Origin of the sequence: Pseudomonas sp. HT11 (assembly GCF_044875395.1) — a bacterium.
Taxonomy (GTDB): Bacteria; Pseudomonadota; Gammaproteobacteria; order Pseudomonadales; family Pseudomonadaceae; genus Aquipseudomonas.
Window position 1 is genome coordinate 1,895,820 of sequence record NZ_CP173217.1, and the last position, 14,008, is coordinate 1,909,827.

The 14,008-nt window shown below is 61.7% G+C and carries 15 protein-coding genes and 1 pseudogene; 12 read left to right on the forward strand and 4 right to left on the reverse strand.

The window, feature by feature from the left end; genetic code table 11:
* Genes ABWL43_RS08670 through ABWL43_RS08690 form a run of 5 tightly spaced genes read left to right on the forward strand, consistent with a single transcriptional unit; the run spans position 1 to position 4,587 of the window.
* The gene (locus tag ABWL43_RS08670) at positions 1–1,989 is read left to right on the forward strand and encodes a heme lyase CcmF/NrfE family subunit (RefSeq protein WP_169368564.1); all 1,989 of its coding nucleotides are present in this window, start codon (positions 1–3) and stop codon (positions 1,987–1,989) included.
* A complete protein-coding gene (locus ABWL43_RS08675; RefSeq protein WP_404487433.1) occupies positions 1,986–2,522 on the forward strand; it encodes a DsbE family thiol:disulfide interchange protein in 537 nt (178 codons plus the stop codon). Before ABWL43_RS08670 ends, ABWL43_RS08675 begins: the two co-directional genes overlap by 4 nt.
* The gene (locus ABWL43_RS08680; RefSeq protein WP_065901641.1) at positions 2,519–2,992 is read left to right on the forward strand and encodes a cytochrome c-type biogenesis protein; all 474 of its coding nucleotides are present in this window, start codon (positions 2,519–2,521) and stop codon (positions 2,990–2,992) included. Before ABWL43_RS08675 ends, ABWL43_RS08680 begins: the two co-directional genes overlap by 4 nt.
* Positions 2,985–4,175 (forward strand): c-type cytochrome biogenesis protein CcmI, encoded by a 1,191-nt coding sequence (gene ccmI, locus ABWL43_RS08685; RefSeq protein WP_404487434.1) that lies wholly within the window; start codon positions 2,985–2,987, stop codon positions 4,173–4,175. Before ABWL43_RS08680 ends, ccmI begins: the two co-directional genes overlap by 8 nt.
* Before the next feature lie 16 nt (positions 4,176–4,191).
* Positions 4,192–4,587: a hypothetical protein gene (locus ABWL43_RS08690; protein ID WP_145165056.1), complete on the forward strand. Its 396-nt coding sequence runs from the start codon at positions 4,192–4,194 to the stop codon at positions 4,585–4,587.
* Between the two features lie 341 nt (positions 4,588–4,928).
* Here the strand turns inward: ABWL43_RS08690 and ABWL43_RS08695 are convergent, their stop codons facing one another.
* Entirely contained in the window at positions 4,929–5,096 is a 168-nt protein-coding gene (locus ABWL43_RS08695; RefSeq protein WP_404487435.1) for a DUF6124 family protein, read from the reverse strand.
* Between the two features lie 491 nt (positions 5,097–5,587).
* On the opposite strand from ABWL43_RS08695, the pseudogene ABWL43_RS08700 reads away from it, so the two are divergent.
* The 3 genes and pseudogenes from ABWL43_RS08700 to phnP form a co-directional block, all read left to right on the forward strand.
* Positions 5,588–5,956, forward strand: a pseudogene (locus ABWL43_RS08700) (alpha-D-ribose 1-methylphosphonate 5-triphosphate diphosphatase); the annotation flags it as partial.
* Positions 5,956–6,528: a phosphonate metabolism protein/1,5-bisphosphokinase (PRPP-forming) PhnN gene (phnN, locus tag ABWL43_RS08705; protein WP_404487436.1), complete on the forward strand. Its 573-nt coding sequence runs from the start codon at positions 5,956–5,958 to the stop codon at positions 6,526–6,528. The pseudogene ABWL43_RS08700 and the gene phnN, both read left to right, overlap by 1 nt.
* Complete coding sequence (gene phnP / locus ABWL43_RS08710; RefSeq protein ID WP_404487437.1) at positions 6,519–7,268, forward strand: phosphonate metabolism protein PhnP; 750 nt, start codon at positions 6,519–6,521, stop codon at positions 7,266–7,268. The genes phnN and phnP overlap by 10 nt, the downstream gene beginning before the upstream one ends.
* Before the next feature lie 113 nt (positions 7,269–7,381).
* Here phnP and ABWL43_RS08715 read toward each other — a convergent pair whose 3' ends face one another.
* Entirely contained in the window at positions 7,382–8,077 is a 696-nt protein-coding gene (locus tag ABWL43_RS08715; RefSeq protein WP_369300499.1) for an ArsR/SmtB family transcription factor, read from the reverse strand.
* Between the two features lie 75 nt (positions 8,078–8,152).
* Between ABWL43_RS08715 and ABWL43_RS08720 the strand changes: the two genes are divergently transcribed.
* Complete coding sequence (locus tag ABWL43_RS08720) at positions 8,153–9,271, forward strand: cytochrome P450 (protein ID WP_404487438.1); 1,119 nt, start codon at positions 8,153–8,155, stop codon at positions 9,269–9,271.
* A 324-nt stretch (positions 9,272–9,595) separates the two neighbouring features.
* Positions 9,596–11,635 (forward strand): M10 family metallopeptidase C-terminal domain-containing protein, encoded by a 2,040-nt coding sequence (locus ABWL43_RS08725; protein ID WP_404487439.1) that lies wholly within the window; start codon positions 9,596–9,598, stop codon positions 11,633–11,635.
* On the opposite strand, the gene ABWL43_RS08730 is transcribed toward ABWL43_RS08725, so the two are convergent.
* Complete coding sequence (locus ABWL43_RS08730; RefSeq protein ID WP_262206092.1) at positions 11,592–12,506, reverse strand: LysR family transcriptional regulator; 915 nt, start codon at positions 12,504–12,506, stop codon at positions 11,592–11,594. The two genes, ABWL43_RS08725 and ABWL43_RS08730, sit on opposite strands and share 44 nt — an antisense overlap.
* 14 nt (positions 12,507–12,520) lie before the next feature.
* Positions 12,521–13,177 carry a peroxiredoxin-like family protein gene (locus tag ABWL43_RS08735; protein WP_262206091.1) on the reverse strand — a complete coding sequence of 219 codons (657 nt, stop codon included), beginning with the start codon at positions 13,175–13,177 and terminating at the stop codon, positions 12,521–12,523.
* A 224-nt stretch (positions 13,178–13,401) separates the two neighbouring features.
* Here ABWL43_RS08735 and ABWL43_RS08740 point away from each other — a divergent pair, with 224 nt between their 5' ends.
* Complete coding sequence (locus ABWL43_RS08740) at positions 13,402–13,590, forward strand: type II toxin-antitoxin system HicA family toxin (RefSeq protein ID WP_065901605.1); 189 nt, start codon at positions 13,402–13,404, stop codon at positions 13,588–13,590.
* A gap of 11 nt (positions 13,591–13,601) precedes the next feature.
* Positions 13,602–14,006 (forward strand): type II toxin-antitoxin system HicB family antitoxin, encoded by a 405-nt coding sequence (locus ABWL43_RS08745; protein WP_262206090.1) that lies wholly within the window; start codon positions 13,602–13,604, stop codon positions 14,004–14,006.
* Positions 14,007–14,008: the final 2 nt, after the last annotated feature.

Here is a 14,008-nt window from a genome sequence, read left to right on the forward strand (position 1 = left end):
ATGACGTCCGCACTGTTTATTCCCGAGCTGGGCCAGTTGGCGATGATCCTCGCCTTGTGCTTTGCCGTCGTCCAGGCCGTGGTGCCGTTGCTTGGCGCCTGGCGCGGCGACCGCCTGTGGATGAGCCTGGCCCAGCCGGCCGCCTGGGGCCAGTTTGCCTTTTTGCTGTTCGCGTTTGGTTGCCTGACCTACGCCTTCATGACTGATGACTTTTCTGTCGCCTACGTCGCCAACAACTCCAACAGCGCGCTGCCCTGGTACTACAAATTCAGCGCCGTGTGGGGCGCCCACGAAGGCTCGCTGCTGTTGTGGGCCTTGATCCTCGGCGGCTGGACCTTCGCTGTGTCGGTGTTCTCGCGCCAACTGCCGCAAGTCATGCTGGCGCGGGTGCTGGCGGTGATGGGCATGATCAGCATCGGCTTCCTGCTGTTCCTGATCATGACCTCCAACCCATTCAGCCGCATCCTGCCGCAGATCCCGGTGGACGGGCATGACCTCAACCCCTTGTTGCAAGACATCGGCCTGATCGTGCACCCGCCGATGCTCTACATGGGTTACGTGGGTTTCTCGGTGGCCTTTGCCTTCGCCATCGCCGCCTTGCTCGGCGGGCGTCTCGATGCCGCCTGGGCGCGCTGGTCGCGGCCGTGGACCATCGTCGCCTGGGCCTTTCTCGGGATCGGCATCACCTTGGGCTCGTGGTGGGCCTATTACGAACTCGGCTGGGGCGGCTGGTGGTTCTGGGACCCGGTCGAAAACGCCTCGTTCATGCCGTGGCTGGTGGGCACCGCGTTGATTCACTCGTTGGCCGTCACCGAAAAACGCGGCGTGTTCAAGAGTTGGACCGTGTTGCTGGCCATCGCCGCGTTTTCCCTCAGTTTGCTTGGCACGTTCCTGGTGCGTTCGGGTGTGCTGACGTCGGTGCATGCGTTTGCGTCCGACCCGGCGCGCGGGGTGTTCATCCTGATCTTCCTGCTGTTTGTCGTCGGCGGCTCGCTCACCCTGTTTGCGTTGCGCGCGCCGGTGGTCAAGAGCCAGGTCGGCTTCAACCTGTGGTCGCGTGAAACCCTGTTGCTGGGCAATAACCTGGTGCTGGTGGTGGCCGCGTCGATGATCCTGCTCGGTACCTTGTACCCGCTGGTGCTGGACGCGCTGAGCGGCGCCAAGCTGTCGGTCGGCCCGCCGTACTTCAACGCGTTGTTTATCCCGCTGATGGGCCTGCTGATGGTGGTGATGGCAGTCGGCGTATTGGTGCGCTGGAAAGACACCCCGGTGAAATGGCTGGCGGGCATGCTGATGCCGGTGCTGCTGGGCAGTGTGGCCTTGGCGGTGATCGCAGGCTTTGCCTACGGCGACTTCAACTGGGCGGTGCTCGCAACCTTCCTGCTTGCCGCCTGGGTGTTGCTGGCCGGCGTGCGCGACATTGTCGACAAAACCCGCCACAAAGGCCTGATCAAAGGCTTGCCGACATTGACCCGCAGCTATTGGGGCATGCAGGTCGCGCACCTCGGCATCGCGGTGTGCGCCCTCGGCGTGGTGCTCTCCAGCCAGAACAGCGCCGAGCGCGACCTGCGCCTGGCACCCGGTGAGTCCATGGACCTGGCCGGTTACCACTTCATCTTCGAAGGCGCCAAGCACTTTGAAGGCCCGAACTTCACGTCGGACAAAGGCACCATCCGCGTGGTGCGCAACGGCAAGGAAGTGGCCGTGCTGCACCCGGAAAAACGCCTGTACACCGTGCAAAGCTCGATGATGACCGAAGCGGGTATCGACGCCGGTTTCACCCGCGACCTGTATGTGGCGCTCGGTGAACCCCTGGGCGACGGCGCCTGGGCGGTGCGCGTGCACGTCAAACCGTTCGTGCGCTGGATCTGGTTCGGCGGGTTGCTCACCGGCGTTGGTGGTTTGCTGGCCGCGCTGGACCGGCGTTATCGGGTCAAAGTCAAAAGCCGCGTGCGTGAAGCCCTCGGCCTGCAAGGAGCGCCGGCATGAAGCGTTGGTTGATGGTGTTACCGCTGGCGGCCTTTCTGGTGGTGGCGGTGTTTTTGTATCGCGGCTTGTACCTGGACCCGGCCGAGCTGCCTTCGGCGATGATCGGCAAGCCATTCCCGGCGTTCAGCCTGAAAACCGTGCAGGGCGACAAGACCCTGACCCAGGCCGACCTGCTGGGCAAACCGGCGTTGGTCAACGTTTGGGGCACCTGGTGCATCTCGTGCCGCGTCGAGCACCCGGTGCTGAACAAACTCGCCGAGAAGGGCGTGGTGATCTACGGCATCAACTACAAGGACGACAATGCGGCGGCCTTGAAGTGGCTGGCGGAGTTCCACAACCCGTACCTGATGGATATCCGCGATGAAGACGGCAACCTCGGTTTGAACCTCGGCGTGTACGGCGCCCCGGAAACCTTCTTTATTGATGCCAAAGGTGTGATCCGCGACAAATACGTCGGCGTGATCGACGAAGTGGTGTGGCGCGAGCAACTGGCCGCCAAGTACCAGGCGCTGGTCGATGAGGCCAAGCCATGAAGCGTCTGTTAGCCGCTGCTGTTCTCGCTCTCGGATTGGCCGGCGTAGCCCATGCTGCCATCGACACCTACGAATTCGCCAAGGACGGTGACCGTGAGCGTTTTCGCGAACTGACCAAGGAACTGCGTTGCCCCAAGTGCCAGAACCAGGACATCGCCGATTCCAACGCGCCGATTGCCGCCGACCTGCGCAAAGAGATTTTCCGCATGCTGGGGGAGGGCAAGGACAACCAGCAGATCATCGACTTCATGGTCGACCGCTACGGTGATTTTGTGCGCTACAAACCGGCCCTCACCGGCAAGACCGCGCTGCTCTGGTTCGGCCCCGCCGGGCTGTTGCTGGCCGGTGTGGTGGTCATGGCCGTGATCGTCCGCCGCCGCCGCGCCGCGCCTACCGATGGCTCCGACGCGTTATCCCCTGAAGAGCGCAAACGCCTCGACCAATTGCTGGACACCAAGACTGATGATTGATTTTTGGCTCGCAGCAGGGTTGCTGCTCCTGATTGCCCTGAGTTTCCTGTTGATCCCTGTATTGCGCGGCCGCCGCGCCCAGCGTGAAGAGGACCGCACCGCGCTCAACGTGGCGCTTTACCAGGAACGCGTCGCCGAGCTGCAAGTGCAGCAGGACGAAGGCGTGCTGAATGCCGCGCAACTCGACACCGGCCGCGCCGAAGCGGCCCGTGAGCTGCTGGCCGATACCGAAGGCGTGGAAAAGCCTCGCGAATCGCGCCTGGGCAAACCGTTGCCGTTTTTGGCGGCGTTTCTGGTGCCGGTCCTGGGCGTTGCGCTGTACCTGCATTACGGCGCCAGCGATAAGGTCGAGCTGACCCGCGAATTCTCCCAGCCGCCGGTGTCGATGCAAGACATGACCCAGCGCCTGGAACGCGCCGCCGCTGCCCAGCCGGATTCGCCGGAAGGCTTGTACTTCCTCGGTCGCGCCTACATGGCCCAGGACCGTTCCGCCGATGCGGCGAAAGTCTTCGAGCGCACCGTGGCTTTGGCCGGCCGCCAGCCGGAACTGCTCGGCCAGTGGGCGCAGGCGCAGTACTTTGCCGACAACAAGCAGTGGTCGCCCAAGGTGCAGGCGCTGACCGATGAAGCCTTGAAGCTGGACCCCAAGGAAGTCACCAGCCTTGGCCTGTTGGGTATTGCCGCCTTTGAAGGCCAGCGTTATCAGGACGCCATCGACTATTGGAACCGCCTGTTGGCGCAGCTGCCACCGGAAGACAATTCCCGGGTCGCGCTGCAAGGTGGTATCGACCGGGCGGCGGAAAAGCTCAGGGAGAGCGGTGGTACTGTCGCTCAAGCGCCCAAGGCTGTTCTGAAAGTCCGTGTGGATTTGTCCGCCGAGGTGAAGGCCAAAGCCCTGCCCACCGACAGCGTGTTCATTTTTGCCCGCGCCGTCTCCGGCCCGCCTGCGCCGCTGGCGGCCAAGCGCGTAACCGTCGCCGAACTGCCAGTCACCGTCGAACTGGGTGATGCGGACGCGATGATGCCGCAGTTGAAACTGTCGAACTTCCCCGAAGTCCAACTGGTTGCGCGCATATCCCGGGCAGGTCTTCCGACCGCTGGCGAGTGGATCGGCCGCAGCCAACCCTTGGCCAGCACTGCCACTGCGCTGCAGCAGCTGACCATCGACAGTCCGGACAAGTAAATCGAGGAAAACGCCTATGCCCGCATTTGCACGCATTACCCTGCTCAGCCTGGTACTCGGCCTGAGCGCTTGTGCGGTCCACCGGCCACCTCCGGCACCCACCGGCCCGACCATCCCACCGTCGGGCCCTTCGACCCAGCCGAGCACCCAACCGTCCGGCCCGGTGACCCCGCCGCCGAAACCGCTGCCAAGCAAATCGCCAACCTTCGCCCCGCCCCCGGGCGCCGCCAGCCACTGGGACGGCAAGATGCAGGTGTATGTGCTGGAAGAACAGCCCGACACCTTTTACCGCCAGCGCACCTATTACCGCTGGAGCAACGGCTGGAGCCGCTCCATCAGCCCGAACGGGCCGTGGGAAGAAACCGACGTGCACGGCGTGCCGCCGGGGTTGAGCAAGCAATACGCGCAATGAAAAAAGGCGACCTTCGGGTCGCCTTTTTCATACCCGCTAAATGCATTCTTGCATCCACTGAAGACCAACTGTGGGAGCGGGCTTGCTCGCGAAAGCGGAGTGTCAGCCAGCCTATCAATCACTGACCCACCGCCTTCGCGAGCAAGCCCGCTCCCACAGTTTTGAACTCTACCTGATCTGAGTTCTAGGCCTGTTTCGCCATCGTGCGAGAAGTCCCCTGATGTACACCACACTCAGTGTGGGAGCTGGCTTGCCTGCGATAGCAGTGTGTCAGCCATAAATCCCCCAACTGACCCACCGCCATCGCAGGCAAGCCCGCTCCCACAGGAATCACCGCGCTATCAAGCTACGGGACACTCCCGATTCAGCGCTTGATCCACCAGCAACTGCGCAATCTCAATCATCTGCACCACCGCCAGCACTTGCTTGCGGCCTGTGCCCTCCAAGTGCTCGGCACAGTCGTACGCACACACGGTCGCCGATTCGAGCATCTCACTGGCATTGCTCAAGGCAACTTCGGTGCTGAGGCCGGGGCGCACGGTGAATATGGGTTGGGCGGGAGTTGTGGGGTGTCATCCGAATGGGATGGCGGGGGGTTAGGCGTGACTTTTTTCATGGGGAAGCTCCTATGAATGAGCACCTCCATCTCGCTACCACACGATGTAAGGAGGCGACTGTACACGGGGTGGTAGACCGGTCATAGAAACCCGGCAGGCCGAAGCCTCCCGTGCACAGCCGCCACAAAGCAGCCCGCACAAAAAAACGCCCTGGAGCGTTTTTGGGGATCTATGAAAGAACCGGGCTACCACACCCGTTCGCTGATTTTGCAGCGACCCGCGAAGGTTAGCGGCGAGGTTACTCGGACGCAACCCGAAAACTGTGTAGGGCAGGTCCTAAAGGTCGAATGATTATATAGAGGCGAACCCTTGTGGCGAGCAGGCTTGCCCTGCGCTGGGCTGCGAAGCGGCCCCAAAACCTAACGGCGCGTTCTGCCTGAATTCGTGGGTTGTCGGTGGCCAGCCACGACGAGGCAACGTTGGCGCATGTTGAGGAGTCGGCGCGCTACGGCATGACCATCGCCGAATTCCCCACTACGCTTGAAGCAGCCCAGGGCTGCCAGGCGCTGAACATGAAAGTGTTGATGGGCGCGCCGAACGTGGTGCGCGGCGGGTCACACTCGGGTAATGTGGCCGCCGCCGGCCTGGCCCGCGCGGTCAAGATGATCAGCCTGGCGCCCGCGCGCGCGGCGGGCTTGACTGATCGCGGTGAAATTGCGGTGGGCCTGCGCGCCGACCTGGTCCAGGCCAAACGCCGTGAAGGGCTGCCCGTGGTGCAACAAGTGTGGCGACAAGCGAAGAGGGTGTTTTGATGGCAGGCAGGTTGATCTATCTCATCGGGCCATCGGGTTCGGGCAAGGACAGCCTGCTGGATGCCGCCCGCCCGCGCTTGGCCGAGCGCGGCTGCCGCATTGTGCGACGGGTGATCACCCGTTCGGCCGAAGCCGTGGGCGAGGCGGCTCAAGGTGTGATCCCGCAGCAGTTCGCCGCGATGCAGGCCGAGGGCGCGTTTGCCCTCAGCTGGCACGCCAATGGGTTGTCGTACGGCATCCCGCGTGTGATCGACGATTGGCTGGCGGCGGGGGAAGACGTGCTGGTCAATGGGTCCCGCGCGCACCTGGCGCAAACCCGCGAACGGTATCCCTCGTTGCTGGTGCTGTTGCTGACGGTCGATCAAACCGTGTTGCGCCAGCGCCTGATCGCGCGGGGGCGTGAGTCGCTGGCCGATATCGAGGAGCGCCTGGCGCGCAATGCGCGGTTCACCGCAGACTTGATCGCCGGCAATGGTGCGGGGCTGCTGGTGCTGGATAACTCCGGCCCGCTGGTGCATACCGTTGAGCGCTTGCTGTGCTGCCTGGACCACGGGCACTCGGCATGCGCCTGACCTTGCTTGGCACCGGTGACGCGCGGCAAGTTCCGGTGTACGGCTGCGAATGCGCCGCCTGCGCCCTGGCGCGCAGCGATGAAGGGTTACACCGCCGACCGTGCAGCGCGTTGATCGAATGCGGCGACCAGCGCTGGTTGATCGACAGCGGTTTGCCGGACCTGACCGACCGCTTCCCGCCGCGCAGTTTCAACGGGATTTTCCAGACGCACTACCACGCTGACCATGCGCAAGGTTTGCTGCATTTGCGCTGGGGCCAGGGGCTGGTGATTCCGGTGCATGGCCCGGCGGATCCGCAGGGGTTGTCCGACCTTTACCAACACCCGGGGATCCTGGATTTCAGCCAGCCGTTTGGCGCATTCGAAACCCGCGAATTTGGCGAGTTGTGCGTGACGGCGCTGCCGTTGCAGCACTCCAAACCCACCTTCGGTTATCTGCTGGAAGGCGAAGGTCGGCGCATCGCCTACCTTACCGACACGGTCGGCCTGCCGCCTGCCACCCTGGCCTGGCTGCAACGCGCGCCGCTGGAGGTGTTGGTGCTCGATTGCTCCATGCCACCGCAGCCGCAGGCACCGCGCAATCACAATGACGTGACGCTGGCATTGCGCAGCATTGAGGAATCGGGTGCGCAATTGGGCGTGCTGACGCACGTGGGGCATACGCTGGATGCGTGGTTGCTGGAACATCGGCGCGAGTTGCCCAGGCATGTGACAGTGGCGTGGGATGGCCGAGTTCTTTGAGCACGGCATGACCCTTGTGGGAGCGGGCTTGCTCGCGAATGCGGTGTGTCAGTTGAGGGATTCTTCACTGACCCAGCGCATTCGCGAGCAAGCCCGCTCCCACAGTGTGATCTTTATTGTTTGCACGTCTCCATTCCAAATCGGCTTGCCAGCGCCTTGCGTCCCTTGGCCGTTAACGCCAATGCGCGACTGTCCAGGTCCTGGGTCACCCATTCACGGCGGATAACGCTTTGCAGCAATGCCGCGCCCAAAGCACCGGCCAGGTGCGGGCGGCGCATACTCCAGTCCAGGCACGAACAGGCGAAGCGTCGGCGCTGCGTGCGCAGTGCGGGCACATCGATGCCCAATTCGGTCATGGCTTGTTCACCCGCCGCGCTGAGTTGGTAAGCGCCGTCGCCGACCAACCAGCCGGATGCGATGAAATGGTCGTGCAGGTGCACCGCCAGGGTTCCGGCCATGTGGTCGTAGCAGGTGCGCGCAAACTGCAAACGCGTGGGCGTGGTCGGGACGAAACCCTTGCTGGTGTTGCGGCTGATCACCATCAGGCCCTCGATGGCCTGGGCCACGTGCGGCCCAGCCAGGCTGTAATAGCGATGACGCCCCTGGGTGTGCAGCGTAAGCAGGCCATCGTTCTTAAGCCTGGCCAAATGGGCACTGGCGGTCGAGGCGCTGACCTGGGCAATCGCCGCCATCTCGGTGCTGGTACGTGCGTGGCCATCCATCAGCGAACAGAGCATTTTCGTGCGCGCGGGCTCCGCAATCGCCCCCGCCACGTGTGAAAGCGCCGTGTCCTCGTCCTGAGCGTGCATATTTCGTTCCTGAGCGAATCGTTGCCGTGTGAGAGGGCAGATAGTAACGCTTCTTTTGCAAACAGGACGTGCCCGATGACACCGCTGCAAGCCGCTACCCATGCCGACCCTTACGCCTATTACGCGGCCCTTCGGCGTAACGATGGGCTGTCGTTCGATGCTGAACTGGGACTGTGGATCGCCAGCAGCGCCAGGACTGTCGAGGCCGTGCTGACGCACCCTGACTGCCGGGTACGCCCGTCACACGAGCCGGTGCCTGCGGCGATCGCGGACGGCGCGGCGGGGCAGGTGTTCGCCAAGTTGATGCGCATGAACGAAGGCGCGGCCCACCAGTGCCCCAGGGCGGTGGTCGAACCTGCACTGGCCAGGTTGGACGCAGGGCATATCGCCAACGTGGTGAGGCAAGTCAGCAGGCGCCTGCAGAGCCTCGATGAGTGGATGTTCACGTTGCCGGTCGCCGTGGTCGGCTCGCTGCTGGGTGTGCCTGGCGAGCGGTTGCACAGGGTCGCCGCGCTGACCCGGGATTTTGTCGCGTGTCTTTCGCCGCTGAGCAGCCAGGCTCACTTGCGCGCCGCCGATGCTGGCGCTGTGCATCTGGGGCAGGTGTTCAGTGCGGTGCTCGAGCAGACCGAGTTGCTCAAGCAGCTTCTCCACGGCGAGTGGGGTGGCCCGGATGCACTGACGTCTAACCTGATCGGCTTGCTCTCCCAGACGTGTGAAGCGAGTGCCGGTCTGATTGGCAATACGCTGGTCACACTCGCCCGGCGGCCTGACCTGCTGGCGCACATCCAGCGCGTGCCGGCCCTGGTGCCAGCGCTGGTGGAGGAGGTGGCCCGCTATGACTCGCCGGTGCAGAACACGCGGCGATTTGCGGCCGGGCCCTGCTCGATTGGCAATAGCTTTCTAGAGACGGGCGATACCGTTCTCGTGCTGCTGGCCGCCGCGAACCGGGACCCCGAAGCGAACCCTGACCCGGACAGCATTCTGCTTGAGCGACCCCATCGACGCTTGTTCAGCTTTGGCGTTGGCAGGCACCAATGCCCGGGCCAAGCGCTCGCGTTGAACATCGCGTCGCAAGCGCTGCGCGAATTATTGCGCCAGCCGAGCGCCTGGGCCGATGCTCGCCAGTGCGGTTACTGGCCGTCGCTGAATGGGCGCATCCCGAGGTTTGAATCTGCAGGGATATATCAGTGATGCGAGCCACTTCCAGACTATTAAGTGTGTAGGGTTTTGTTTCCATGCTGAGTTTAAAACGTGAGGTAATTCTAAACTTTATATGTTTTATAGTGTTTTAAAGTGCCTGTTTTCGGGCGAGGGTTTGATTGTGCAGTGCGCGTAAATGAATATTCTTGTGTGTGGATGTTAAGTTTACGTATCCAGTTGTTATATGTTTGGGCGTGAAACATTGTCAGGGCTGGTGCTCGGTTTTTTGATGTGGGAAGTTAGTTTGGCGGTTAAGTAAGTTGCCGCGTCTTGGGCCCTGTTTCGGGTCGGCTTAACGTTTTCAAAGGATGTTATATGCGCGTTGCCACTTCATTTGTTGGTCATCATCCACATCACCCTCCATTACCTGCGTCCAGTGCACCTGCTTTCACACACCCTGCGCACGTTGCCACGGCGCCGGTCCAGAAACCCGCTTTCGGCACGGACGAGGCTGCCAAACAGATCCTGCGACGAGGCTATCGCCATTACGATCGCGATGGCGACGGTAAAATCGAGTTGTCTTTTACCCTTGACGAAAAGTTCTCTGCACAACAAAAAGTGTCCATTCGCCAGGCACTTCAAATGTGGCAAGACGTGACTACTATCATATTCAAAGAGAATTCAACCTGCGCAGACGGCTCAATAACCATTGCAGCCGATCCTCATACCAGTGGTGGCGTGTCACAGTTACCCAATCAGTATTACGGTGACATGAACGCCACCATTGGAACGCAGGGTGCGCGCGAAGTCCCTGCGCACGGCGATTACTTTTTATTTACCGCAGTTCATGAGTTGGGTCACGCCCTGGGCCTTGGTCACCCTGGCGAATATGGCAAGCAAGTGCACAACTATGCCCAGACCCCCTACGAGCAAGACACCAAGGCGTGCAGCGTAATGAGTTATTGGGATGAAACCAATCAGCCGGGCCATGACTTCCACCGGCGCCATCCGTGCGTGCCGATGAAAGATGACATTGCCGCGATACAAAAACTCTACGGCGCCAATTTCAATACGCGACCGACCGATACGACCTACGGGTTCAACTCCAACACAGGCCGTGATCACTTGAGCCTTGAGTCCGCGAAGGATGCGCCGATCTTTTGCATTTGGGACGGGGGCGGCAATGACACGCTGGACGTTTCCGGGTTTTCCCAGGATCAGACCATCAACCTGCACGCTGAGTCGTTTTCCAGCGTGGGCGGCCTGAAGGGCAATGTATCCATCGCCAAGGGCGTTACGCTGGAAAACGCTGTTGGCGGTTCGGGCGACGACCAAATCAACGGAAACGAGGTGGGCAACAGGCTTCACGGTGGGGCGGGTGCGGACAGGTTGCGCGGCGGTGGCGGCGCGGATGTCTTTGTGTACGACAGGGCGAGCGACTCTACCCTTGGCCAGCCAGACGAGATTCTGGATTTCACCAGCGGTACCGACAAAATCGATCTTTCCGGCCTGTTGAAGAATACCTCCATCAGGCATTTTTACGTGGTTGAGCAGTTCACTGGACGGCCCGGCGAGATCGTCCTTAGCCATGACCAGAGCAGTGGCGCTGGCAGCTTGAGCCTTGACCTGACGGGCCAGGGCAAAGCCGATTTGTTTCTCAAAAGTGCAGGGAGGATTCGCGCCAGTGACATTGTCACGGGCGCCGGGTCCGTGCATGGGCTGACGCACCTCAAACGCCAACGCAACTCCACGTCGGGGCGTCTGTCTGGCCTCAAGGCGCACGATACGGTTTATGGCTTCAACGCCAACAGCGGTGATCGCTCAAGCAGCCTGCATGCCGGCAGCGGCGCGCCGCGCTTTCTGGTACAGGACGCGGGCGGCAACGATACCCTGGATTTTTCCGGTTTCGAGCATCACCAAACCATCGATTTGCGCCATAACTCCGCCTCCAGTGTGGGCGGTCTGCGCAACAACGTCGCCATCGCCAGAGACGTTGTCGTGGAGAATGCGATTGGCGGCTCCGGGCAGGACACGCTCATCGGCAACGCGGTGGACAACGTCCTCACTGGCGGTGCTGGCGGCGATGTGCTCTGGGGCGTGGGCGGTAGAAACACGTTCAAATATGACCAGGCCAATGACTCGACCTGTCACGATGCCGATGTGCTCATGGATTTCGCCAGTGGCGAGGACACTATCGATCTGAGGGCACTGGCCAAACAGTACGCGACCCCCTTGCGTCTGGTGCAAGACTACACGGGGCGCGTTGGCGACACCGTGGTCAAATACCACCCACAGAGCGGCCGCTACTTTGTCGGCATCGACCTATCGGGCGACCGCCAGTCTGACTTCCTGATTAAGAGCCCGCGTTTGATCAAGCCCCAGGATGTGCTTGGCCTGACTGCGCATCGGCGCTGATCAGGGTTTGCACGTACTCCACAAACGCGCGTGTCTTGGCACTCGCCATCCTGCCGGTGGGGAACACCGCCCATAAATCAATCGGCGGCAGTTGCCAGTCGGTCAGCACGGGCTTGACCTCACCACTGGCCAGTTCCGGGGCAAACATCCAGGTCGATGCCATGGTCAGGCCCAAATGGTTCAGCACCGCGGCGCGCACGCCCTCTGCGGCGGTGACACGGATGCGGCCGCGGGCGACGACCGGGTAGTGACTGTCGCCCTGGCTGAACGTCCAGTTTGAGCCGCCGCCCAGGCTGTAGATGATTGCCTGGTGTTGCAGCAAATCCGCTGGCGTGGCCGGCTCGCCACAGCGTTCGAAGTAGGCCGGGGTGGCGAGGATTTGCCGCGGGGATTGGCCGATCTTGCGTGCGGTAAGGCCCGAGTCGCTCAAGTTGCCCATACGCAGGGCGACGTCGATGCCTTCTTCCACCAGGTTGAGGCTGTGGTCGTTGAGCACCACTTCGACGTTCAAGGCGGGGTATTGCGCCAGGAACGGGCCCAGGTGAGGAATGATGTGCAACCGCGCGAAGGTGGTTGCAGCGCTGATGCGCAAGTTGCCCGACAGCCCGGCGCCTGCACCGCGTGCGGCGTCATCGGCCTCGTTGGCTTCGTCGATGGCGCGCTTGGCCTTTTCGAAAAACGCCAGGCCCGCCTCGGTCGGTGTCAGGCCGCGCGTGGAGCGCAACACCAACCGCACCGCCAGGCGCGCCTCCAATTGCGCGATGCTTTTGGAGACAGCGGGCTGGCCTATCCCCAAGCGTTTGGCGGCAGCTGAGAACGAGCCGGTTTCGACCACGTTCACGAAGGTTTCCATGGCGGTGAGGCGGTCCATCGGGTGTCCTTGGGTTATTGGGTGAGGGCGTCGAGCATCGCCGACGGTTCTGGGCGTTGAGTGTAATCCGGGTTGACCTCGGCGTAACGAATCACGCTGTCCTGGCCGATCACGTAGCGCGCTGGCATCGGCAGGGTCCAGGCTGGGTCGTCATTGATCAGCGGCAAGTTGTTGCCCAGGGCCTTGTAGAGCTCGATCAGGTAGTCCGGCAGCTGAAAGCGCAGACCGAATGCATCGGCAACGTCGTTGTGGGTATCGCTGAGGATCGGGAAACCCAACTCGGTGATGCGTTCGGATTTACGGCTGTTGGCGGCAGTCTGTGGCGACAGGGCCAGCAGGCTCGCGCCGTGGCCTTTCAACGTCGGCAAAAAGGTTTGCAGCGCTTGCAGCTCCATATTGCAATACGGGCACCACACGCCGCGGTAGAACGTCAGCACCAAGGGGCCGTTGGCCAACAGATCGGCTGAGGACACCAACGTACCGTTGGCATCCTTGAGACTGAACAACGGCGCCTTGTCACCCACCTTCAACGCACGCTGTGCGGCTCCGGACGCGATCAGCTCGGCTGTGGCGCGTTCCATGATCGGATGGATATGCGCTGGCGCGTTGTAGGGAGGCTTGCCGGCTTTGAAGTCAGCACGGAAGGCATCAAGTGTGGCTTGAAGTGTCATGGTGATATTCCCTCAGGAGATGAGCCGAGTTGGCTGGAGGGATAATGGGCGCAGCAGAGCGGGCGAAGAAGCAGGGTAAGGCGCATATGAATTATGCCCTGCTGGAATAAACACCGTTTATTTCCAATATTTAGACATACAGCCGTCACTCCTGTTGAAGCAATCTGTGCTTGAGTAAATATAACTCTAGGGTTACTTTATCGAGCCAAGCCAAGGAGGCTGAGGTGCAAAGCAGGTTATTGATCAAGGAGCTGCAAGAGGCGGGTTGGGTGCTGGATCGGGTTACGGGCAGTCATCATATTTTCACTCACCGCTATAACCCGTACACGATCCCGGTGCCGCACCCCAAGAAAGACTTGCCCCTGGGCACCGTCAGAAGCATCAGGAAACGCGCCGGGCTGTTTCAGTTTTAAGGAGAGCACTCATGCAATACCCAATGTGTATCGAATGGGGCGATGACTTTACCGCCACCGGTATTCAGATCCCCGATATTCCAGGCGCGGTCACCGCCGGGGACAGCTTCGAAGAGGCGTACAACGCCGCCGTGGAAGTCGCGCACATCATGCTGCAAGAGATCGCCGCCGAAGGCGGGCCGATTCCGATGCCCACCTCGGTGGCCAACTACCACGCGAACGAAGACTACGCCGGGATGGGCTGGGGGATGTTGGAGTTGGACATCTCGCCCTATCTGGGCAAGACCGAGAAGGTCAATGTGACCTTGCCCGGTTATGTCATCCAGCGAATCGACCGCTATGTGCGCGAGCACAAGGTCAAAAGCCGCTCGTCATTTCTGGCGGATGCGGCCTTGGAGAAGTTGGTGCGCTCCTAGTC